At 42.7% G+C, this 21,279-nt stretch carries 19 protein-coding genes; 4 read left to right on the top strand and 15 right to left on the bottom strand.

The features are described from left to right. Nucleotides 1-570 precede the first annotated feature (570 nt). The gene (locus R7093_RS16435) at nt 571-1,836 is read left to right on the top strand and encodes an HD domain-containing phosphohydrolase (RefSeq protein ID WP_104979136.1); all 1,266 of its coding nucleotides are present in this window, start codon (nt 571-573) and stop codon (nt 1,834-1,836) included. 54 nt (nt 1,837-1,890) lie between these two features. Here R7093_RS16435 and R7093_RS16430 read toward each other — a convergent pair whose 3' ends face one another. Beyond that, nucleotides 1,891-2,493: a 2OG-Fe(II) oxygenase gene (locus tag R7093_RS16430; RefSeq protein ID WP_005377733.1), complete on the bottom strand. Its 603-nt coding sequence runs from the start codon at nt 2,491-2,493 to the stop codon at nt 1,891-1,893. A gap of 160 nt (nt 2,494-2,653) precedes the next feature. Further along, nucleotides 2,654-3,424: a TerC family protein gene (locus R7093_RS16425; RefSeq protein ID WP_005377734.1), complete on the bottom strand. Its 771-nt coding sequence runs from the start codon at nt 3,422-3,424 to the stop codon at nt 2,654-2,656. 411 nt (nt 3,425-3,835) lie between these two features. Between R7093_RS16425 and R7093_RS16420 the strand changes: the two genes are divergently transcribed. Further along, a complete protein-coding gene (locus R7093_RS16420) occupies nt 3,836-4,774 on the top strand; it encodes a LysR family transcriptional regulator (RefSeq protein WP_005377737.1) in 939 nt (312 codons plus the stop codon). A gap of 19 nt (nt 4,775-4,793) precedes the next feature. Here R7093_RS16420 and R7093_RS16415 read toward each other — a convergent pair whose 3' ends face one another. From R7093_RS16415 to R7093_RS16400, 4 genes are all read right to left on the bottom strand, one after another. After that, nucleotides 4,794-5,675, bottom strand: coding sequence for a YjjW family glycine radical enzyme activase (locus R7093_RS16415; protein WP_248525177.1), 882 nt, complete (start codon nt 5,673-5,675; stop codon nt 4,794-4,796). Between the two features lie 22 nt (nt 5,676-5,697). Further along, the gene (locus R7093_RS16410) at nt 5,698-7,242 is read right to left on the bottom strand and encodes a YjjI family glycine radical enzyme (protein WP_248525175.1); all 1,545 of its coding nucleotides are present in this window, start codon (nt 7,240-7,242) and stop codon (nt 5,698-5,700) included. 212 nt (nt 7,243-7,454) lie between these two features. Then, entirely contained in the window at nt 7,455-8,078 is a 624-nt protein-coding gene (locus tag R7093_RS16405) for a LysE family translocator (protein WP_025766704.1), read from the bottom strand. Nucleotides 8,079-8,280: 202 nt separating this feature from the next. Beyond that, complete coding sequence (locus R7093_RS16400; protein WP_248525173.1) at nt 8,281-9,498, bottom strand: HD-GYP domain-containing protein; 1,218 nt, start codon at nt 9,496-9,498, stop codon at nt 8,281-8,283. Between the two features lie 487 nt (nt 9,499-9,985). Between R7093_RS16400 and R7093_RS16395 the strand changes: the two genes are divergently transcribed. Beyond that, nucleotides 9,986-11,689 (top strand): putative bifunctional diguanylate cyclase/phosphodiesterase, encoded by a 1,704-nt coding sequence (locus tag R7093_RS16395; protein WP_248525171.1) that lies wholly within the window; start codon nt 9,986-9,988, stop codon nt 11,687-11,689. Between the two features lie 107 nt (nt 11,690-11,796). On the opposite strand, the gene R7093_RS16390 is transcribed toward R7093_RS16395, so the two are convergent. From R7093_RS16390 to R7093_RS16370, 5 genes are all read right to left on the bottom strand, one after another. After that, nucleotides 11,797-12,270, bottom strand: coding sequence for a response regulator (locus tag R7093_RS16390; protein WP_005377744.1), 474 nt, complete (start codon nt 12,268-12,270; stop codon nt 11,797-11,799). Further along, nucleotides 12,257-13,594: an ATP-binding protein gene (locus R7093_RS16385; protein ID WP_005389108.1), complete on the bottom strand. Its 1,338-nt coding sequence runs from the start codon at nt 13,592-13,594 to the stop codon at nt 12,257-12,259. The genes R7093_RS16390 and R7093_RS16385 overlap by 14 nt, the downstream gene beginning before the upstream one ends. A 3-nt stretch (nt 13,595-13,597) precedes the next feature. Then, entirely contained in the window at nt 13,598-15,016 is a 1,419-nt protein-coding gene (locus R7093_RS16380) for an SLC13 family permease (protein WP_017634015.1), read from the bottom strand. 248 nt (nt 15,017-15,264) lie between these two features. Next, nucleotides 15,265-15,729 carry a GNAT family N-acetyltransferase gene (locus R7093_RS16375; protein ID WP_064353881.1) on the bottom strand — a complete coding sequence of 155 codons (465 nt, stop codon included), beginning with the start codon at nt 15,727-15,729 and terminating at the stop codon, nt 15,265-15,267. Between the two features lie 35 nt (nt 15,730-15,764). After that, nucleotides 15,765-16,127: a hypothetical protein gene (locus R7093_RS16370; protein WP_025766707.1), complete on the bottom strand. Its 363-nt coding sequence runs from the start codon at nt 16,125-16,127 to the stop codon at nt 15,765-15,767. A gap of 480 nt (nt 16,128-16,607) precedes the next feature. Here R7093_RS16370 and R7093_RS16365 point away from each other — a divergent pair, with 480 nt between their 5' ends. Further along, a complete protein-coding gene (locus R7093_RS16365) occupies nt 16,608-17,165 on the top strand; it encodes a DUF3750 domain-containing protein (RefSeq protein ID WP_213893819.1) in 558 nt (185 codons plus the stop codon). Nucleotides 17,166-17,216: 51 nt separating this feature from the next. Here R7093_RS16365 and R7093_RS16360 read toward each other — a convergent pair whose 3' ends face one another. The 4 genes from R7093_RS16360 to R7093_RS16345 form a co-directional block, all read right to left on the bottom strand. After that, nucleotides 17,217-18,794 carry a sensor domain-containing diguanylate cyclase gene (locus R7093_RS16360; protein ID WP_213877531.1) on the bottom strand — a complete coding sequence of 526 codons (1,578 nt, stop codon included), beginning with the start codon at nt 18,792-18,794 and terminating at the stop codon, nt 17,217-17,219. 185 nt (nt 18,795-18,979) lie between these two features. Continuing rightward, complete coding sequence (locus R7093_RS16355; RefSeq protein ID WP_248525162.1) at nt 18,980-19,450, bottom strand: heme-degrading domain-containing protein; 471 nt, start codon at nt 19,448-19,450, stop codon at nt 18,980-18,982. Next, nucleotides 19,447-20,487, bottom strand: a complete 1,041-nt coding sequence (locus tag R7093_RS16350) for an oxidoreductase (RefSeq protein ID WP_005377752.1) — start codon at nt 20,485-20,487, stop codon at nt 19,447-19,449. The genes R7093_RS16355 and R7093_RS16350 overlap by 4 nt, the downstream gene beginning before the upstream one ends. A gap of 11 nt (nt 20,488-20,498) precedes the next feature. Then, the gene (locus R7093_RS16345; protein ID WP_053306490.1) at nt 20,499-21,272 is read right to left on the bottom strand and encodes a DeoR/GlpR family DNA-binding transcription regulator; all 774 of its coding nucleotides are present in this window, start codon (nt 21,270-21,272) and stop codon (nt 20,499-20,501) included. Nucleotides 21,273-21,279 lie beyond the last annotated feature (7 nt).

The raw sequence follows: 21,279 nt of genomic DNA, 5'->3' as shown, positions 1-21,279 counted from the left end.
TGCAATCACACATTTTCAATAAACTTATCTCACTAAAAGGGCTAGCATCGCTGGGAAACCGTACCATTTTATTATCTTTCCTCAACGACATGAGCTACAGAGAAAATGTTTTCAACGACGCTCTATTGTCATGTAGTTAACAAGCTTCTTTCCCTATTACTCTGTTAGTTACAGAGCGAGCCTCGAAGAAGTCTTCTTATTTTTTGCCTTCAAAAGCAACAATATGAATTCTGTTAATCACACATCAATACCGTGTGTCTCTGGTTGAGCCCGAGCACGATTTACAAAAATAAAAATAAGAATGCGTTACATCATGATTTATTGTCGTTTTCAAATAAGTCAACAAGAGCAACAATAATCTTTCAAAACTTATACTTAGTTCAAATATCTGACTCTTAACCATGAGCTTCAGGTGATATTATTATGCAACTAGGATTATTATCCCGCCCATAATCAAAACTATGTCTAAACGCCCACCTTTTTGGGGTCTATTCGCTGTCGTACCCAATTTTTCCTATCACCTTCTGATTTGGGTTTAGCGTGGGCTAATTAGCAATGTCGGTATAAACCATGAATCATTCTTGCCATTCCCATACGGACATGGGCTTTGAAGTCGATCTGAAACAAGCACTTATCTGGGTTGCTCGAGCACTCGACTATGTCGGTGTTGATGATACGCACCATAGCCATCGTGTCGCTTACATCGCTTACCAATGTGCTCGGGTCATGAACTGGGAACCAGAAAAAGCGGAGTTTTGCTACTTCGCAGGGATGATCCACGATTGTGGGGTCTCCGAAACACAAGAACATAAAATGTTACTTGAGGAGTTGGTGCCACAAGATGTAAAAACACATTGCTTAAGAGGATACCGAAGCCTCAAGCAGTGTCGTTTGTTGCGTCAGTTTGCTACACCTGTTCTTTACCACCATACACATTGGAGTGAACTAAAATATCTTGATTTACCGCCTTTTGAAAAACAGGTCGCTGCCCTACTCTATTTAGCCGATCGTCTCGATTTTATGCGCTCCAAATACGTCATGAACTGCCACTGTGACATTGTCACACTTCATGAAGAACTAATTGCAGAATGCATCATGGCAAACGCTGGAACTTTGTTTAATCCAGACATGGCTAAGGCAATGGTTAAGCTCGTTATGACCGACGCATTTTGGTTCGCGATGGAGTCTGAAAATATAGAAACCATCGGATTAAACTTTAAAAGCATTGATTGGCTTCAAAAACAGCTCACCATCCAAGATATGAATAGTTTGGGAATGTTTATCGCTCGAATTGTTGACGCAAAAAGCCCATTTACTTATCAACATTCGCAAAAAGTGGCGGAGTTATCTCGGTATCTAGCCATCAAGCTTGGGTTCTGTGAGCACGACCAAGAGATGTTATTTATTGCTGGGTTGGTGCATGATATCGGAAAGTTAAAAACACCAGATGAGATTCTTCATAAAGAAGGCTCTCTTAATAAACAAGAGTATACGCGTATTAAACGCCATACAATTGATACTCAGCTCGCATTACACAAAGTGTTTCCCAACGCTAAAATAGCGGAGTGGGCCTCTAATCATCACGAGCGTTTGGACGGTTCTGGCTATCCTTATCATAAAACAGGAGACGAACTCGATGTACCATCGCGTATTGTCGCGGTTGCCGATGTTTTTCAAGCTCTGTCTCAGGACCGTCCCTACCGCGGACGAATGGCTCAAGCACAAATCGCCGCGATTATGGGTGAGCAAGTCGCTAAACAAGAACTTTGTCCTGACGTCTATGAAGTACTAGAGCGAAACATGACCGAGTGTTACGAGCTATCAACTAATGTTTAATCGATAAAGGGCGTATCTACGCCCTTTGCTGATTTTATGCTGGTTGCAAACCAATCATTTTGCAATATCAAGTACATTGTCTCGCACACCATTGATTCTGAACCAACCTGCAATGCTGAACCGCTCTGCGTTGGTCGGTAAAACCTCATGCGGGAATTGCTCAGATAAGAATAAAAGTAAGCGTCCTGATTGAGGAGGGATGGTTGCTATCTTATTATCGTTTAGATCGTAAACCACCAATTCACCTGCATCCTTTTCCGTCCAAGATTCGTTCATGTAAAAAACGGTTGTCAATCGACGGTTTTCATTGCCCTTAAAACAATCTAGATGCTTTTGGTAGAAATCCCCTTCCTCGTACTTGGCAAAGTGAGCTTCATACTCAAAAAGCCCCAGAAACAAGTGACGGTTCACTTCTTGGCGTATTTCTTCCATCTTATCTAAGTAAGAAGTAACCGCGTGCCCCATATTGGGCGATAACCATTGAATTTTGTCACTTCGAATTGACTCAATACGTGTCACATCGTCATTACGACCAATACGCGCTTTTTTCCAGTTACTTGGAATGCAGTCTCGTAATTGAGCCACTTCTTGTTCAGAAAGAAAATCATCCCAGATGTAGTAGCCATGGGTTGCTAACGCATCGATCATTTTATCCATTATTGTCGTTCACTCATATTAGTTGGGCGGTCTATATAAAAAATCTTCAACCCCACAACAAATGCGATTTTTTGTCGAAACGACAACAAAATAAAAAGAGAGTAAAAATAGGTGATGACGAATATAAAAATGCCGCTCATATGAGCGGCAATATCTTTTATTATTGACGAGCTTCTAATCTGGTTGGATGAACTCGCAACGGACTAAGACGTTTAATAGTCGGGCGTTGTTTGTTTTTTAACTGGATATGACAAAGTTCCAGAATTAAGCCGAATGCCATCGCAAAGTACACATAACCTTTGTTGATATGAATTTCGAAGCCTTCTGCCATCAATAAACCACCTAACAAAACGAGGAATAACAAAGCAAGTGTCTTAAAACCAGGGTAACACGACACCAGGTTATTGATTTTTTCGGCTGTCATGACCATCACGATAGCAGACGAAACAATCGCTGCGACCATAAGTGGGACATCACTTGTCAAACCAACGGCGGTTATCACCGAGTCCATCGAGAATACAGCATCCACGGCAACAATCTGCAACAGAACTACCGCTAAACCAGTACGGGCGTGAGTTGAGTGAGCCGACTCGTTGTGATTTAACCAACTCCACAACTCTTTCAGGCTTTTAGCCAAGAGGAATGCACCACCCGCAATCATGATGACGTCTCTTCCGGTAAACGCTTGGTTCGCCAAAGAAAATAGCGGTTGAGTCAGTTGCATGATCCAAGAGATTGAAAACACTAAACCAATACGAGCAATAACAGCAAGACCAATACCAAGGTTTCTTGCCAGCTTGCGTTGGTGCAGCGGCAGTCTTTCACATAAGACAGAGATAAAAACGACGTTATCAACGCCTAAGACAACTTCAAGCGCAAACAAAGTGGCGAAAATAGCCCAAGCTTCTGGTTGCATAAAAAGTTCTAGCATGAGCATGTCTCCAATAATAAGAAGACATATGGTGAAGGGTTTTGCCGACTAAAGGGGTCGTCCATTAATTATTTATACCTTTGTTACTGAGGGATCATGAGTAAATCACCAAACAATCAACAAAACAATATCTATTTTAATTAACAAGGAACAAGTTTAATTCGTGTACAAATCAATCAACTCCTCCAAATTGATTAAAATTACATAGAAGCTTTAGAATTGAATAAATGAAAGCATTAAAGTCCAACAAAACTAAGATAAATTTCTAGACTTATAAGCACCATCAATCCTTATGCAACCCATTAAATGCATTGAGCTCAAAGAGAAACAGGCGTATTTCCGAGATAAACAATAGTAAAAATTTGTTTCATGCTGATATACTGCCAAAAATCATAAGAAACCATGCTATTTATGGACTACATTGCTCTTTCGCGTATAAGCCTTAAACATCTAACTGTTTTACATATGTTGTTAACCACTCACAGCGTCACACTTGCGGCAGAACGCTTGTGTGTAACACCATCGAGCGTCAGTAAAACGCTCGGACAGTTGCGCGAAACGCTAAAGGATGACCTTTTTTACCGTGATGGCACTCGCTTAGTGCCGACAGCATTTGCGCTGCATATAGGCCCGTCAATCCATGGCATACTCTCCAGTATGAATGGGTTATTACATCAAGGCTCTTTTAATCCGGCTTACTATCAAGGTAGTTTTTCATTAGCAATGCGTGAAAGTTCGTTTGAGCTCTTTGCGCCAGTTCTACAGCACTTGTCCCAACAACTGAGCAATCACGCGCACTTGAATGTCCATGCGAAAGAGGAAATGAGCTTCGATGCATTAGCAAGAGGTCAAGTAGATTTTTTGTTGCTTCCTCACGATCTCAGCCAACCACCCACACAAAATAAAGACTTGGTCTGGAAAACCATTTTGAAAGACGAAATGGTTTGCTTAATGAGAGCATCGAACCCACTCGCTGAGCAACCCTTATCTGTTGAAAGTTACCTTTGTGCAAGACACATCGGTATTCATGATAAAGATCTGTCACAACCTTATTTTGAGCAAAATCTCACCCAAAGGCATTCAAAACGAAACTTGGCCATGCGTGTAGCCGACTTTGGTTCAGCTGCGGTGATGTGTCAGCACTCGGATTACTTGTTCACATGCTCCAAGCTTTGGGCAAGAGCGGCAATGCAAGCAAAAGGTTTGGTTGAACAAGCTCTTCCATTCGATTACGGACAGGTAGCCTACAGCCTCGTTTGGAACAAAGCGAGCTTAAACGATCCCGCTTTAAAATGGTTGCAGCAACAATTACTCGACGCCTGCGCCATGTTAGATGCCTGTGATGCGTAAGCATAGATAAACAACGGTACTACGTGAGTACTGTCGGCACTGTGATAGGGTTACTCACGTAGCATCGAAGCTCTGATTTTAAGCGTTCGATATCATGATGAGAGCACATATCCCAAGTTAACGCCTCCCCCACTACTCCGTGATGCTGAAAGGCATTTAAACGTATAATCACCGATTCAGGAAGAGTACTCAAGTAACGTCCAATTGCTACGATTTCTATATCTAAATCACTTTTTTGGGGAATATGCAGTAAGCGGACCTCGTACAATTTTTCGTGCTCAACAAGGTACTGAAGGGTTTTAAATACACGATGATTATCACGCCCAGTTAGCCACTGATGCGTCTCCGTCTGCCACGCTTTCAAATCGATCATTGCGCCATCCAGAAAAGGTAGAATACGCTGCCAACCAGCAACCGCTAAAGAACCGTTACTGTCGATGAAACAAGAGAGGTGCCGTAATTCAGGATCTTGTTTTATCTCTTTAAACAGCTCAATAATGAAAGGAAGTTGTAAGGTAGATTCCCCACCGGATACAGTAACACCACTGATGAAAAAGCGATGTTTGCGTATCAAATCGAGCATTGTTACTACAGAGTAGTCAGTAATTTTTGGATTAGATTGGTTCTGACATATCTCTATACAATGATCGCAGTGGGTGCACTCCTCTTTAAGCCAAACAACGTTGTTGTTTTCGTCGAACTTCAATGCGCCTGCTGAACATTCACTCACACACTCACCACAATGATTACAATGGTTTATCGTGTGAGGATTGTGGCAGTTCAAACACTGATAGTTACAACCCTGTAGAAAGATGACTAGACGATTTCCTGGCCCATCAACACAAGAGAAAGGAAGGATACGAGTGACTTTTGCCAAAAGGCTTCCACTTCGTCTAGACATCTTGTTCTTTCCTAAACCGAACTTATGCCTGCGTGTAAGTCGGTGTTACTTCATGACTCACCACACGTGGCGAGCGTTCTAAAATTTTGGTATTTTTTGCTGCTTCTGCACCTAGAAACGTCGTGTTGGTTCTCGAACCTTCTTTATCATATTTCGCGACATCTGAAAGTTTGATCATGTAGCCTGTCACGCGAATTAAGTCATTTGAAGTGACATTCGCGGTAAACTCACGATAACCAGCATTTAGTGCCCCTTTACATAAATTGAACATCGCTTCTGGGTTAGATTTCACCGTTTCATCAATCGTCAAAATATCGCTGATACCCGCACGATAATACTGATGATGCTTCGCCGTTGCTTGTACATAAGTGACAGGGTCTGGCTCTGCACCATAAGGCAGACGTACACCTGGCGTAACATCATGATCTAAGCTAATGCCGCCTTGTGCATGTAAGAGCGCTTTGCCATCTAAACCATATTTCACCGGGGTTGAGTCCACCAGTTTAGCCAGTGTTGCTGAAACATCATGAGCAAAAGTATTTGCTCGATCATTTTTTCCGTATCGCCCTATTTGCCCTTCTTTTTCAAATAGAAGGTTTACCGCTTCGGCCATGCCGTAAACGCCATACATTGGCGCGAAATAGGACTCTTTTATCAACCCTTCTTGCGTCAAAAAGCCTTGAAAGAAGTTCGATTTTTCATGCAAGTGCGTGCTTCTTGCGTTTATGAGCTCGACCATTAATCGATGGTAAGAAGGCAACGCACTGTTTAAGAAGTCGTTACAGTCTGATGCTCGTTTTGCAACTTCTTTTAAATTCATTCGCACCAATGTGTTCGAGCCACCTGCTAATGGAAGCGAGTTGTAGCAACTTACAATACCAAAGCGTGAGCCGTTGTAGGCTTTCGTGTGCATTGGGTAATTGGCGATATGCGGTTTACTGCATTCACAAATGTTCTGTGTCCCTTGACGAAGTAAATCATCAGGTGTAACTGTCTCGTCGTACATAAAGGTGAGATTCGGTGCGATCTGCTTGAGCTCCGCATCTACTTTTAAAACAGTGCGACAAATAATGTTGTCTGTCGGTCCGACATTCACATGCATAAACGCATCTGGCAATGTGCGATCCAGCATGATCCAAAAATGTTTTAACTTTTTGTAAATCTGGCTCTCTGTTAGGTCGCCTATGTAAGGCAACAAGACATCATCTAACTGGCCTAAGTAAACCGGAATGTTCGTTACCGAAGGAACATGATGGTAAATGATGGTCAGCATGTTCAACGCATCATCGAAATCATCAGCCGGAGACAACTCTAAATAGTCTGAGCCTTGCGATAGAAATTTAGCGTAATCAGGCAACACATAGCGAGGTTTAAACGGTGCATGACCTTCAAACATATCGCAGATGATGCCTTCATCCATTGCTTGTCTCAGTGATGGAGATACGGTCATGTAAGGAATGCACGCTTCAGCCTCTAAAGCTAAAAAACTCGACTTCTGTTTTGGAGAAAGACGGACGTCGGTCGCGATATCTAGAAAACGTTGTTGTAGTTTAGAAAGGCTTGTCATCTAAGATATTCCTACAAAGTAACCACAAGCCCACAAGACAAAATACGAGCTCTACCCCTAAAGAGTAACGTGATTTTACTCCTGCTTGGCTGTTGCCACTAATGAAAATAAACAAAACGTCTATTTCCATTCTGGAAATAAGACAAAGCTAAATTAGCGCATTCCAACTTACTATATGGGAAAACCTAACTGCGTACCGAAGTCTGTCTTATTTATCGGTTTGCCGTCGACAACATCACGCCTGCACCAATAAATACTCCCCCAGTCAAACGATTAAACAACTTCGCTCTTCCAGCGACAAACAACCAATCGGAGGCTTTTACCCCTAACAATGCATAAAATGTTAGCCAGCTAAGCTCAAAAACCACAAATGTAGACGCGAAAATCGCGTATTGAGACAGTAGCGGTGCGGAAGGTTCTATGAATTGAGGAAACAAAGCGGTGAAAAAGACTATCGCTTTGGGATTACTAGCGCCAACAATGAAACCACTAGTGAACGCGCTAAACGCTGTCGCGGAACTTTGAGTCGTTGCCGTTTTATTAAAATCTGTCTGAGATGAGCGCAACGCTTGAATACCTAACCAGATTAAATAAGCGGCGCCACACCATTTGATAATATTAAAAACTAACTCAGATGAAGCAATGACAACTCCCAGCCCGGTAAATGAGAGCGTAAGGATGATCGTAATCGCAGACAAACTGCCAAGCGCAGTCATGAAAGCAATACGAAACCCACTACTCACTCCTTTACTTAAACACAACAGTGAGCTTGGTCCTGGTGAAGCTGTGAGCACGAGAATAGCAAGAGTGTAAAAAATCCATGTATCTATTTGCATTGGCATCCCTTCCAGCAAAATGAGGTTTATAGCCCATTGTGTATAGAACTATTTTATCGCCCGGTTTCTATCCATGAAGCCGAGGTCTTAATAACCATCTTGCATCTAAACAACTTAGAAAAAATTAATAGATAGTTATGCAAATAAAATACGATCTACATGCAAGGATGTAAAGCCTGTTGTATAAGCTTATCTATTTCTCTTAATCATAAAAAGGCTTAGGATCGATCTCTAACGATGAAGGCGCGATCGCTCTTTCAATTTTGTACGCACTCGTTTTTAAATCCACCATCGTGACATCAATGTATCGTTTATACTTGCGGGAGTAGAAACATTTCACTTCTGGCTTTAATGCTTGAGATTCATTTGAAGACCAAACAATACCAACACGCCCATCGTTCAACTCGACAATGGAGCCGACGGGGTACATCCCAATGCAATTAATGAATTTGTAAACTAAGTCGGCGTCTAAATGAAATGGCGTTAGACTCAACAAGATTTTAAACGCTTCCGCCGAACTCATGCCTTTTTTGTAACAGCGATCAGCCGTTAGCGCATCGTAGATATCTACAATACAGCTCATACGGCCGTGAATTGGAATCTCCTCCCCCTTCAAGCCTCTAGGATAACCATTGCCATCTAACTTCTCGTGGTGCATCAAACAAACATCACGGCTTACGTCACTAAGTCCTTTTACGTGAAGGATTATCTCACCTGCGAACACTTGATGTAGCTTCATATGTTCAAATTCTTCAGGCGTTAGCTTCGCTGGCTTGTGCAAGATCTTATCATCGACTTTAATTTTACCTACATCATGAATAATGCCACCTACAGCAAGCTGTTTTAGCGTTGGCTTATCCAAGCCCAAGTACTTACCGAATGACACTAAAAGACAAGCGACATTGACGGAGTGTTCCAATAAGTAAGAGTCTTTTTTTCGGAGTGCAGAGACACACTGCAACGCATCTGAGTCAATCAAAACACTTTCAATGACATCGTCAGCCCAAGCTTCTACTTCATCAACTTCAATGATTTTTCCTTCAAAAGTTTGATTCAATAGTTTCTGCGCCAAATCTTTTGCTTCGGCGATCAGCTTTTTGGCTCGCTTGTGTTGGATGTCTCTCGAACGATAAGTTCGTTGACCCCTCTTAAAATCGAAGTGTTTCTGCTCTCGCGTCTCTTTAGTGGCATCAGTTGATTCATCTACAGGCTTGAAGACACACTGCTGCGAAGATAATGTTTGATCTACCCAAACATACTTTACGCCACTTGTAGCAAGCTTCTTAATGCCTTCAGGGCTAGATATCCGCCCTGCATTGGCTAAATTGACGCGCTTGTTGTGCTCTATCGCGGTAACAAACATACCAACGCCGATATCAGCGAGCGCAATTTTGATTGAATTTTTCGGATCGTACTGCATATAAAGAAGGCTTACTCGATATTAACGTCCGCATTATAAGAGATTTGATTACTTGGCGTGATAATAAATTTGAATTGATTACAATTAATGAGCATCCTGTCAATTAATAATCGGTCGCGCTCATTAAGTCCTTTTTGTTATTATGGTTTTATCCAAGATAACATATATACAAATGACGTTAGAAAACAGCACATTGATACCGACACAACTGAAAATAACTTTAGGATAATTATTCATAAATATTTATAGATTGCGGACGGCATCAATAACTGTATTTTATAAATGATTTTTACTGTTGACTATTTTTTATAAATGTCGATGATTAGCCGCCTAATCTTAGTATGTTATTAACCTAGTAGCGCATAAAATGATAGCCAAACAATTTGAACTGACACTTTTGTGATTGTAATGTACGCCAGCAGATCAACTCTATGTTATCAACCCCAACACTCATCTCTGATGCTAAAAGGCTCGAGGAGGAAATATCTTGACCACCATATTTGACCAACAAGTCTCAGATAGTGACCGAGAGTTCCTAAAAATTGTCGAAGAACGATTCATTCATATCTTCGATGTATTTAACGAAGGCCTCTTTTACATGGATGAGTTTGGCACCATGGTATTTTATAACAAGGGCTTTTATGAGCAGCTTGGTATCAACGCTGGTCGAATCAGCTTAGAGCAATGGTTAGACCTTGTTCACCCTCTCGATCGAGAAAGACTCTCCACTCGGGTCGATGCTCACATCATTACCAACAACACGAGGGTCACAACGACCTACCGCGTGCGTAAACCCAATGGACAGTACGTCTGGATTGAAGGCGTAGCCATGACCAAAGAAACAGAACATGGTCATTATATGGTTGGTAGCCACCGTGATATTTCTGAACGCAAGCTGATGGAAAGCTACATTCATCAAGTCGCATTTCATGACAATGCGTCAGGTATGGCTAATCGCGCCCATCTCTTGCTGGATATTGAAGATAGTGTGCGAGCCACTGATTCTTGTGCATCTATCTGTTACATTCAGATAGAAGAGATTAAATCTTACTTAAATCAATATGGCAGCGAGTTGGTCGATGGGTTAGTGGAAAAATTGCTACAAACTCTCAGTCACCTACCTTCTCCAAATAGTTCTGTATATCGCGTACATGATGATGACTTTGCGATTTTGATTCACGATGAATGCTCGGTAGAAACGCTGCAAAGTTATGCCGAAAGTTTAAAGGAAACCTACCACGAGGCAGTGATTGAAGAGGGCCAATACTTAGGAAGTAACATTAGTATTGGTTTGTATCCTTGCATAGATCCAAGTCACTCAGCAGAGGAAATATTACGTAAAGCAGCACGAACTTGTCAGTACGCAAGCGAGCAGAATAAAGACCGTGTTGCGGTTTACAGTGAGAAAACTCAGCATGCCGTAGACCGTTATTTCTTTATTGAGCAAGGTCTAAAAAGTGCACTTGAAAAACAGACATTAAGCGTTAAGTTTCAGCCAATTATTGACGCCAAAAGCTCAAAAGTAGTGAGCTTCGAATCTCTGGTTCGCTGGCGTAGCAAAGAGTTTGGCGAAATTTATCCAGACGAATTCATCCCCGTCGCAGAAAACAAAGGTTTGATTGTCGAACTCGGATATCAAGTCTTTGCCAAAGCGTGTGAATTTATCAAAAACTACCGTGAGCGTTACCAAAACCAAGTTCGTGTCAACGTGAATGTTTCTGTACTCCAGTTAATGAATAGTGAATTCCCTGCGCGAATTAAAGCCATGTCGGATGAGGTTGGTGTCGATCCTGAGTCTATTGTGTTGGAACTAACAGAAACGTTTATTTTGGATAATAATCAGACAGCCATTGCCCCTCTGAATACCCTCAGGGAACTAGGATTTGCACTCTCTCTGGATGACTTTGGATCTGGTTACAGTTCATTAAATAGCTTCTTCGACCTCCCGATGACACAAATCAAAATTGATAGGTCGATGGCGTGGAAAACACTAACCAACCGCTCTTCACAAGAATATCTGAAGTTTCTTATCACTATGTGCCAGGAAAATAATATTGAAGTAGTGATTGAGGGAATTGAAGACGCCAAAATGTGTGAATTTTTTACCGAAATGGGCGTCGATTATCTGCAAGGTTATTGGTTCTCTAAGCCACTTTCTGTTGCCAGTGCAAGCCGCTATTCGTTGAGTTAAGCATACTAGAGCAATATTCCGCACGGCCACGTTAAACATGCTGAACTATTCACTATAGATTTCAGACACTAACTGGCCGTGACGAAAACAAGCTTAATGTCTCCCGATTAACGTAGACGTTCAAACACCACACTCTGATCTAAATGTTCGTGATACTGAGTGTAATCTAAGCCAACATCAAAGATATATTGGGTCACCAAGTTTCTAACGCACTCAATCAATTGGCTCGCTTGCCATGGCTTCTCAAAGTAGCGATCAATACCTGCGGAGTTGATCGCATTAATCGTATCGGTGTGCGTCGCTTGCCCGGTAAGAAGCACTTTCCTCGTAAAGCCAAAACGACCGTCTTTTGATACATCGGTCAGCAGTTCTACTCCCGTTTTACCTGGCATCACATGATCGGAAATAATCAATGCGATCATCTCGCCTTCTGCATCAAATTCATCCATCAGTTCTAGAGCCTCACCTGCTGATTCGCAGTCTTCGACATTCAACCATTGATTTAACGGCTCTAAATCTTGTAGAACCGCGCTTAGTACCTCTCGTTGGTCATCAACGCAAATTACATTAAGCTTCTCCATGTTCACCCTCTACTGGTAACTTGATTCTAAAAATCGTTTTTTCACTGTCGCTCTTTACCACAATAGAGCCGTTATATCCGGCGATAATGCGCTTCACAATCGACAGACCTAACCCTAAACCAAACGACAATCCCCCCTTTTTAGTGGTGAAGTTTGGCCGGAAAATTTTTCTACGTGTCGCTTCATCAATTTCTGGTCCATTGTTAGCAATCGTGACCAAAATTTTACCCTTACTCTCCCGAGTATGTATTTCGATACCGGGTTTCTCCGTTTCACCAAGTGCATCGCACGCATTCTTTAATATATTTACCCAAACTTGGACGAGTTCGGTTTGAGAACCAATAAAAGCAGGTAAATCCGCAGGGCTAAAACGAACACTCACTCGTCTTAAGTCACTTTGCAATAGAGCCAAGGCGCGATTGATTGAATCATTGATGTTAATCGCTTCATCCAAGTCGATATCCGTGCGCCCCAATTGTTTTACGGATCGCACAATGCCAACGGTATGTTTAGAAGCGATGCGTAAGTCATGGAGATCTCGCCCCATTTGCCAGAAACGTATCGCTTCTTCTGGTCTTTTTAGCCAATGTTCCGAAAGGAAATTATTTGGAACGGCACGTGCAAGATCACGAGCAACCTCCTTGGTTAAACCGTAGTATTTTTCGAAGTGGCGCCCCCGCTTTCTCGCTTCGCTAGAAGAGACTTTCTGCCCTTGCATTAAACCAAAATCAAAAAATTGACTCGCTTCCGGATGAACTTCTTCAAGCAGTTCCATGATAACTGTCTCTAGCCGTTCTGATTTACTGCTTACAACGCCTATCGCATTGTTCAACTCATGAGCAATACCCGCTGCAAGCTGCCCCAACGTTGTCATTTGCTCTGCGGTATGAAGCTTTTGTAGTGCTTTTTCTTTAGCCAATGCCTCTTGCATTGCGCGCCGTTGACGACGAGATAATTCGTTAACCATCACAGGCATAAATTGTGTCGTCAATGGTCCGTATGTCGCCTCTTCCACGGCGGGCGTATCGCGCTGTATCCAAGCCAATTCAACATCGGTTTGAGCAATCACTGTCGAAGAGGCAGTCCACGTACCAGAAAAGAAACTGTGTACGCCAATAAACGCACCTTGAGACGCAGAAAATACCTGGATCGGTTTCTTGTCATCTTCCGCGTAATAGCCCGCCAGCTCTCCCGAAAGCACATAGTACAAGCGATCGTTGTAGCCTGCTTGCTCAATAAGCACCGACCCGGATAAAACCGTTAATCGGCGTTCAAGGTGATTAAAGTAGCGTTGTACTAACGCGTCTAACTTCGTTTCGTACATGGGTTATCCAATATGCCCAACAGTATGTAAAATCCACACCATCACAAAACTGAGTAATACGCCAATCACGCCTAGCACGGCACCGATACGAGCCATTTGGCCGCTCTCGACATGCCCTGTTGCATGAGCTAACGCGTTTGGTGGCGTACTGATTGGTAACGACATACCGAGTGAAGCGGCAAATGTCACGACCAAGATTAGAGTAACTTCACCGCCGAGAGGCGTTAGCGAAGCCATAGAAGTACCCAGCGCAGCCATAATCGGCATCAGCAAGTTTGCGGTGGCTGTATGCGACATAAAGTTTGCCATTAACAAGCACAAGAAAGCCGCACCAAACAAGACAACATATGGCGAGAACTGATCAAACGGTATGCTGTGTACCACCAGCTTCGCAAGCCCGGTTTTATCTAGAGCAAGGCCCAGAGCAATACCGCCTGACACCAACCAAAGCACATCCCAAGAGATTTTCTTCAAGTCTTCTTTGTTGATGATGCCCGTCAATGAGAACACTGCGACCGGAATTAATGCTACTGTGTAAGAATTCATTCCATGTGCAGAACCCATCAACCAAAGAATAATCGTGCCGGCAAAGGTGACGTAAACCATTATTGCTTTGGGTGTTTTCAAAAACTTGCTTTTAATGTTCAGATCGATGGTGGTTTGTTCGGCTTTATACAAAAAGCCAATCAGAAACCAGGCTAACGCCATCATCACAATAACGAATGGCACACCAAATACCATCCATTCACCAAACGTAATTAAGTTGTCACCAACCAAATATTTTAGGGCGATGGCATTCGGTGGCGTGCCGATTGGAGTACCAATGCCACCAATGTTGGCCGCAACAGGAATACACAAAGCGAATGCAATTCGACCTGGGTCTTTAGGCCCGAAAACTGCTATCACAGGGGTTAAAATGGACAACATCATCGCTGTTGTTGCGGTGTTTGACATAAACATGGAAAAAACAGCGGTGATCAGCATCAACCCCAGCATAACGAACTTTGGTTTTTGTCCAAATGGTTTGAGTAACACTCGGGCTAAGTTGACATCTAACCTGTACTTTGTCGCCGCCATAGCCAAAAAGAAACCGCCGAGGAAGAGCATGATAATCGGACTAGCGAAGGTCGCCATTATCTCGTTGTATTGTAATAGCTCACCAAAATGTGGCTGCCCTTCTTGCAAACGAAAGAGCACAATACCTTTATTTGATACAAGCAATAGCTCTAGGACAATGATCACAACCGAAGTGGCGTAGATTGGAATTGGCTCGAATACCCAGCAAAGTGCGGCAAGCAAGAAGATTGCAATCACTCTTTGCTGGACGATAGTAATGCCATCAAATGGGAACGCAGAGAGAGGCATTAACCAAACAAGCAATGGTATCAATGTTGGAACAACGTATTTGAGATAAGGACGCATAGTACTACTTCTCTTCCTGAGATGGTTAGCCAGACACATTTGGCGTTTGGAACGCTATTACCCGCCGCAAAACCAAAACTTTCAGACTGTTTTTAAGCCTTCAGAGACGAAATGCGGTAATGGCGTTCCAGAGAAGATTATGTACACTGTTTTCAAACAAAACGTTGGTGCGAGATCAATGAACTCGTTTTCACATTGGAAAACATTTTATATCTGTGTTCAAGCTCACTAAATGCTCACTATTTAAGTTAAATATACTTTTCCATCATAAAGTTAGTTAAGGTTTCTCCCCTAACCTCAACACGTTGTCGAGACTTAACTGTGAAACCCATTTTCTCGTAAAAAGGTCGGGCGGTAATACTCACTTCAGAATACAGTCGTTTTATCCCCTGTACTTTTGCCTGTGAACAAAGAAAAGACATCAAATCACGACCAACACCTTGTCCTTGGTATTCATGATGGCAAAAGAAATGATCAATCAAACCGTCACCTTGCAAATCACAATAGCCAACGACCTGCCCTTCTATCTCCGCGACGTAGGGTTGAATATCGTCCATTTTGCGTTGCCACACATCGAGGTCAAAATCTGATGGTGCCCAAGCGGAAACTTGTGATTCAGTGTAATCGCGACGATTAATGACTCGCACAGTATGGTAAAAGAGTGCCCACAGTGTTGGGGCATCCTCGGTGCGATAGCAGCGTATTGAGAGCATCAATTTCCTCATTCCTATTCAATAAATACTCAGCATTAACGCAAAGTGATACTAGTGAACTCATCATTTTCAATGCCAATCACTAAAGGCTTCCCAATCTGATCACTGTTCATCAGTACGGTTGTATTCAGCTCTCGGCTTGATCTGCGTATTTTGCTTTTTCTTATGATATGAACATTCACAATATAATCGGAATACTCCTTTATGATTCCGCCGGAAAATTCTACGTGCTCACTTTCATTGTCTCGGACAACATGAAATTTTCGATTGGCTTGAATATCAGTACTGATGGAGGAGTCACCATAGTTCAGCACAACGGACGTTGGTTCGCTATCTTGATTGGCAAAACAGCCAAATGCGAACATGCTTAATGCGAGTATACTTTTTGATTTAAACATTAATTATTCTATTTCTAGTTATTTTTCTGCTATTTGCATGACCAAACAGCACTTGTTCTGTGAGCGCCTATTGTGCCATAGCTGAACGCTGACTCTAAACGCGCAAAAAGATGAGCGATGAAAATTCCGCCCAAAACAAGCAAATGCGAGACAATGTGAGGGTCCCAAACTCACTCAATCAGTCAAAACCCACTGTAAATCTCTGTTTTTTTAATGTTTTTAATTCATGTGGCCGTGTAAGGAATACATACAACCTCTTACTTTTTCATACGCAACTAGACGAATCGTTCGAGAAATACGGCATCGTCTATGCCACATGTTACAAATCGGCTTACCTTATTATTACGTATGAACTGGAATTATGGCACTAACTTCCCTCTCTCTTTTAATAAGGAGAGGATTTCAACAATCAGACTTGCCACGTTTTTATAGCTAAAATCAATAGAGCGTTACCAGCATCGGTTGGTCTAGGAGCAATAAATGAAAGACCCTCTCAACTTTACTCACCTTGTAAAAATTTGGCTCATGTCAATCGCGGTTATGCTGGGTGGATGCACTCAAGGAGATTGGCGTACCGCAAGCAGAGAACCTGCGGGTATCGCACCCGACCCTTCTAATGTTAAGCATGCTGTGATTGAGTTTTACGCCGCAGACGCGTTTGGTTGGCGAGGCTGGTTTGCCGTTCATACATGGTTTGCAATAAAGCCTGAAAATGCGAACGAATATACAGTGTATGAAGTAGTCGGCTGGAGAGTGAATCGCGGACAACCCGCTCTATATCAGTACCAAACTGGGACGCCAGATCGATATTGGTATGGTGCAAAACCAGAAAAGATCCTCTCCATACAAGGTGAAAAGGCCCGCCAGCTTATCCCTAAAATACAAAGTGTTATTAGCCAATACCCTTGGGCTGAAGAATATACGCTGTTTCCAGGGCCAAATAGCAATACATTCCCGGCTTGGGTGGGTAAACAAATTCCAGAATTAGAGCTGAACTTGCCGTTTCGCGCAATTGGTAGCGGTTACGCCAGCGATTAACAGCAAAGATTAGTCACTGGCTCGTTTTATGTTCAGCATAAAGCGCAATATCTATTGTGCGTCGTCACCCAACTCCGTTCTATTTCTTCCATTATGTTTCGCTTTATACAGTGCATTATCGGCGTCTTTCATTACCGCTTCAATTGGTGTGTCATTGCCTTTCCAGTGAGAAACGCCCAACGAAACCGTGACCTTACCAACGACTTGGAAGTCATGTTTTTCCACGTTGTGTCTAATACGCTCTGCAACATCCATAGCGTGGTTTACGTCTGTTTTTTCCAAAAACATCATAAACTCTTCACCGCCAGAACGACACAGGTGATCATTAGAGCGAGCTTGGTCTTTCATTAACTGCGCAAACTCTCTAAGTAAATTGTCACCCACGTCATGGCCATAGTTATCGTTTACGCTCTTAAAGTGGTCAATATCTAGCGCCAAAACAGAGAACGCGGTATTTTCCTGCTTAAACAAACCAAGCACTTTATCTAATCCACGTCGATTCAATAATCCAGTCATCGAATCTGTTAATGTATCCAGTTGCAGCTTATCAATGGTTTTTGACACGATACCAAATGCTTTAAGAAAGCTAAGCTTCAAATGTGAGACCTCAAAATACCAAGACTTAACCAGTTTGAGATCATCGATAGATGATGAATGTTCTTCGACACCTCGCACAGCACCCGCTAACTGCCAAAGTGGTCTAGAAATAAGAAGGGACAAGAACCAAATTAGCAACAAAGTTAATAAACCAATTGGAATCGACTTAAGGAAAACATTCCACATCTGTTCATCTAGCACAGATAACGTCATCGATTTCGGGCGCTGAGCAACAATTCCCCATCCTGATGACTTTACTGGTGCATAACCAGCAAGCATTTCGACGCCGCGAGAGTTAACAATTTCTTTGTTACCGCTCTGCCCCATCGTCACCGCTTTGATTGCCTCATTATCGTCGATTACTTCACCAACTCTCGATTGATCTGGGTGATAAATCAGAGTGTTACTCTCATCGACAACGTAAAGGAAAGAACCATCTTTGTATGCGTGCTGGCTGAGTAACTCTGCGAGAATATTTTCTTTTTCTAGATAAATAGTGCCGCCGATATAACCTAAATATTCATTAGATTGAGAAAATATAGGGTATGAGATGGTTAACAAGTAATTTCCAGCGGGCGATATAAATGGTTCAGTAACAACTGGTGCTTGAGCGTTTAAAGATTGGCGTTTTCTTTCACCCACTAACCTTACACCTTTCACCTGAAGTGTTTCAGGGGATACAGAAATAATAACCCCTTTTGCATTAACGACAACCACAGAGTTAAATGATTTGGTTTGCGTTCTTAATCTCTCTGCCTCTTTATCAAGAAGCTGAGCGTCATGCATCTTGTCTTTTAGCACGTTCGCACTGTATTTTAGCTGCGACATTGAGCTTTCTATGAAAGAGTCTGTCATTTCAGACATTTTTTGGGCGTAAACACGGTTTGATTCTAACGTGTTATTGATGATGAGATCCCTTTGAACACGATAAATCGAGTAGAATGCGTTGATCAAAGTGACAAGCACACTGAACACACATAGGGTGACAATAAGATTTCTAAGATTGAGTTTTTCTTTTCTTCTAAAAGACATTGCCAATGGCCAACTTTGAAGGCTTTCTATATGAATGAGCGTATAGGTTATATGAAATTGATTTGATTTTCAGGTAGTAAGTTGGGATCAATGTTAATATTTGCTCACATTAAAGAACACTTTATGAGCTAAAAAGAGAATTCAGTAGCACGATAAAGAAACCGTGCTACTTTCATATTTGGCGTTTAAGAGGGTTTGGTCTCTGTCATCGTTTTTAATATATCCACAACTAGCTGATGATCATCTAACTGCGGTAAACCCGATACCGTCACAACCCCAACCAAACCAGACCCAGAAAGCCGAATTGGGAACGCGCCACCATGAGCGCAGTACTCACGAGCATCGAGATGAGGCTGATTTTCGAAATCACGTTGCTTTTGCTTGTTGTACAGAGAAAGATAGTAAGAGCTGTGGCCATACCTCAATACTGAGTTTCGCTTCCTACGGACCCAATCTACATGATCAGCGCAGGTTCCTGCCATCGCGTATTGAAATAGCGTTTGTCCAAAGCCGTAAACCTCAATAGCAACAGCCGCGCCGCGAGCTTCAGCCTCTTCTTTTAGAGCGAGGCCGATAGACAACGCAATATGGTGATTAAATTCCGCCAACTGAAGTTCATGCTCTTGCAGGGCCACGAGTTCAAGCGTCAAACTCATGGTTTCACCTGAATCGTTTTACCCGTTTTACTGCTTTCCAATGCCATCTCAATCAGAGCGATATTCTGTACTGCTTGAGCGGCAGGAACCGGGTTATCAGTGCCCAAACGAATGGCGTCTGCCACACCAACAAAGTAAGCTTGGTACGCGCCTCTCTCCGTTTTGATAGTTTGCGCACCGTCTTCGTCGTAACGGACGCCGTATAACGCCTCATCTTCTTCCGACCAAGCATCGTTTTCCGGCAAACGGCCTTCTTTTAAGTAGCCCTCTTGAGGATCTAATCCGAACTTTTCATATTTAGCTTCCGTACCCAATACTTTGTAGCGGAGATTCGGCTCTGGGCTATACAAGTTTGAATGCAAGTGCACAATATGCTCAGGGTAATGAAGTATCAAGTTGTAATAATCAATCGTTGTCGCACCCGGGCGCATCATTCGACATTGTGCGTCTATCGCATCTGGCAAGCCAAACAACACCAATGCTTGATCGAGAAGATGAGGAGCAAGGTCGAATAGAATACCACCACCATCTTGGGCTAGCTCTCGCCAGCGTTGACGAACTTCAGGGCGGTAACGGTCAAAGTGTGACTCGAATAGCTTTATATCACCTAACTTACCTTGTTCGATAAGAGATTTAACCGTGAGAAAATCTCCATCCCAACGTCTATTGTGAAAAACGCTCAGCACCAGACCTTTCTCTTCCGCCAAGGCGATAAGTTCATTACCGTCTTCTATACGAGTAACAAACGGTTTCTCGACGATGACGTGTTTCCCATTGTTCAACGCACGCTTTGCAAGTTCGTAATGTACGTCATTTGGCGCAGTAATGATTACAAGCTCTGCATCACTATCATCGAGTAAAGTATTCGCATCAGAAAACCACTTAGCATCTGGCCAATCATTTTGAACCGCCTCCTGTTGACGAGAGCTTATCGCGCTCAGCGTTAAATTTGGTAGCGCTTTAATGAAGGGTAAATGAAACGTTTTTGCTGAATATCCGTAACCAATCACAGCGGTTTTTACGGGATCGTAAGCCATTGTAAGATTCCTTATTTCGGTGATACAACAATACATTCAATATCATTGTGATCGAGGAGTTGTTGAAAATCTGATTGAGGGGGATGGTCTGTAATAATGATGTCGATCTTTGACAAATCACATACGTGGTGGAAATTGTCGCTACCAATTTTTCGGGATTCACAAACGACGATGACCTGCTGAGCTTGAGCAATCATCGCTTGTTTCATTGTTGCTTCTAACAAACTATTTGTTGTCAGCCCTCGGGATGACAACGCACACACGCCAATGAACGCTTTGTTCACGTGATAATGCTGCATTTGCTGCTCTGCTTGCGCCCCTAAAACTGCTCTGGCATAAGGGTCAAAGTGTCCGCCTAAGAAATAAACGTCCATTGTGTCGTTTGTCTCAGCAGCGGTCAGCACATCAATGCTGTTAGTAACGACGTTGAGCTTGTTTTCTCCACAACGCGCTTTTCCTGCATAGAGTGGGAGCAGAGATAAAATGGTGCTGGTATCAATAACAAGATGGTCGCGCTCATCCAACAACGCTGCGGCAGATTGAGCCAGTCGATGTTTAACGTCACTCACGGGTCGACTCGCGTATGCCTCGGTATGGGAAGAGATCGGCGCAAGCATGACACCACCTCGTATTCTTTGTAACCCAGGTTGCTGACTCAACTTAACTAAGTCTCGGCGAGCTGAATCTCGCGAGATACCAAAGTACTCACAAACTTCAGACAACGTTACTTTGTTTTGCTGCTCCAGCTTCGCTCTGAGTGCTACGAGTCTTTCTTCTTGTGTCATAACTTAA

It is taken from the genome of Vibrio sp. 1580, from assembly GCF_033340055.1.
The sequence above is the reverse complement of the archived record's forward strand: the minus strand, read 5'-3'. Positions and strand labels throughout refer to the sequence as shown.

Bases quoted from the DNA above. Each gene is read 5' to 3' on its own strand.
- R7093_RS16435 (WP_104979136.1), top strand. From the start codon at position 571: ATGAATCATTCTTGCCATTCCCATACGGACATGGGCTTTGAAGTCGAT.
- R7093_RS16430 (WP_005377733.1), bottom strand. From the start codon at position 2,493: ATGGATAAAATGATCGATGCGTTAGCAACCCATGGCTACTACATCTGG.
- R7093_RS16425 (WP_005377734.1), bottom strand. From the start codon at position 3,424: ATGCTAGAACTTTTTATGCAACCAGAAGCTTGGGCTATTTTCGCCACT.
- R7093_RS16420 (WP_005377737.1), top strand. From the start codon at position 3,836: ATGGACTACATTGCTCTTTCGCGTATAAGCCTTAAACATCTAACTGTT.
- R7093_RS16415 (WP_248525177.1), bottom strand. From the start codon at position 5,675: ATGTCTAGACGAAGTGGAAGCCTTTTGGCAAAAGTCACTCGTATCCTT.
- R7093_RS16410 (WP_248525175.1), bottom strand. From the start codon at position 7,242: ATGACAAGCCTTTCTAAACTACAACAACGTTTTCTAGATATCGCGACC.
- R7093_RS16405 (WP_025766704.1), bottom strand. From the start codon at position 8,078: ATGCAAATAGATACATGGATTTTTTACACTCTTGCTATTCTCGTGCTC.
- R7093_RS16400 (WP_248525173.1), bottom strand. From the start codon at position 9,498: ATGCAGTACGATCCGAAAAATTCAATCAAAATTGCGCTCGCTGATATC.
- R7093_RS16390 (WP_005377744.1), bottom strand. From the start codon at position 12,270: ATGGAGAAGCTTAATGTAATTTGCGTTGATGACCAACGAGAGGTACTA.
- R7093_RS16385 (WP_005389108.1), bottom strand. From the start codon at position 13,594: ATGTACGAAACGAAGTTAGACGCGTTAGTACAACGCTACTTTAATCAC.
- R7093_RS16380 (WP_017634015.1), bottom strand. From the start codon at position 15,016: ATGCGTCCTTATCTCAAATACGTTGTTCCAACATTGATACCATTGCTT.
- R7093_RS16375 (WP_064353881.1), bottom strand. From the start codon at position 15,729: ATGCTCTCAATACGCTGCTATCGCACCGAGGATGCCCCAACACTGTGG.
- R7093_RS16370 (WP_025766707.1), bottom strand. From the start codon at position 16,127: ATGTTTAAATCAAAAAGTATACTCGCATTAAGCATGTTCGCATTTGGC.
- R7093_RS16365 (WP_213893819.1), top strand. From the start codon at position 16,608: ATGAAAGACCCTCTCAACTTTACTCACCTTGTAAAAATTTGGCTCATG.
- R7093_RS16360 (WP_213877531.1), bottom strand. From the start codon at position 18,794: ATGTCTTTTAGAAGAAAAGAAAAACTCAATCTTAGAAATCTTATTGTC.
- R7093_RS16355 (WP_248525162.1), bottom strand. From the start codon at position 19,450: ATGAGTTTGACGCTTGAACTCGTGGCCCTGCAAGAGCATGAACTTCAG.
- R7093_RS16350 (WP_005377752.1), bottom strand. From the start codon at position 20,487: ATGGCTTACGATCCCGTAAAAACCGCTGTGATTGGTTACGGATATTCA.
- R7093_RS16345 (WP_053306490.1), bottom strand. From the start codon at position 21,272: ATGACACAAGAAGAAAGACTCGTAGCACTCAGAGCGAAGCTGGAGCAG.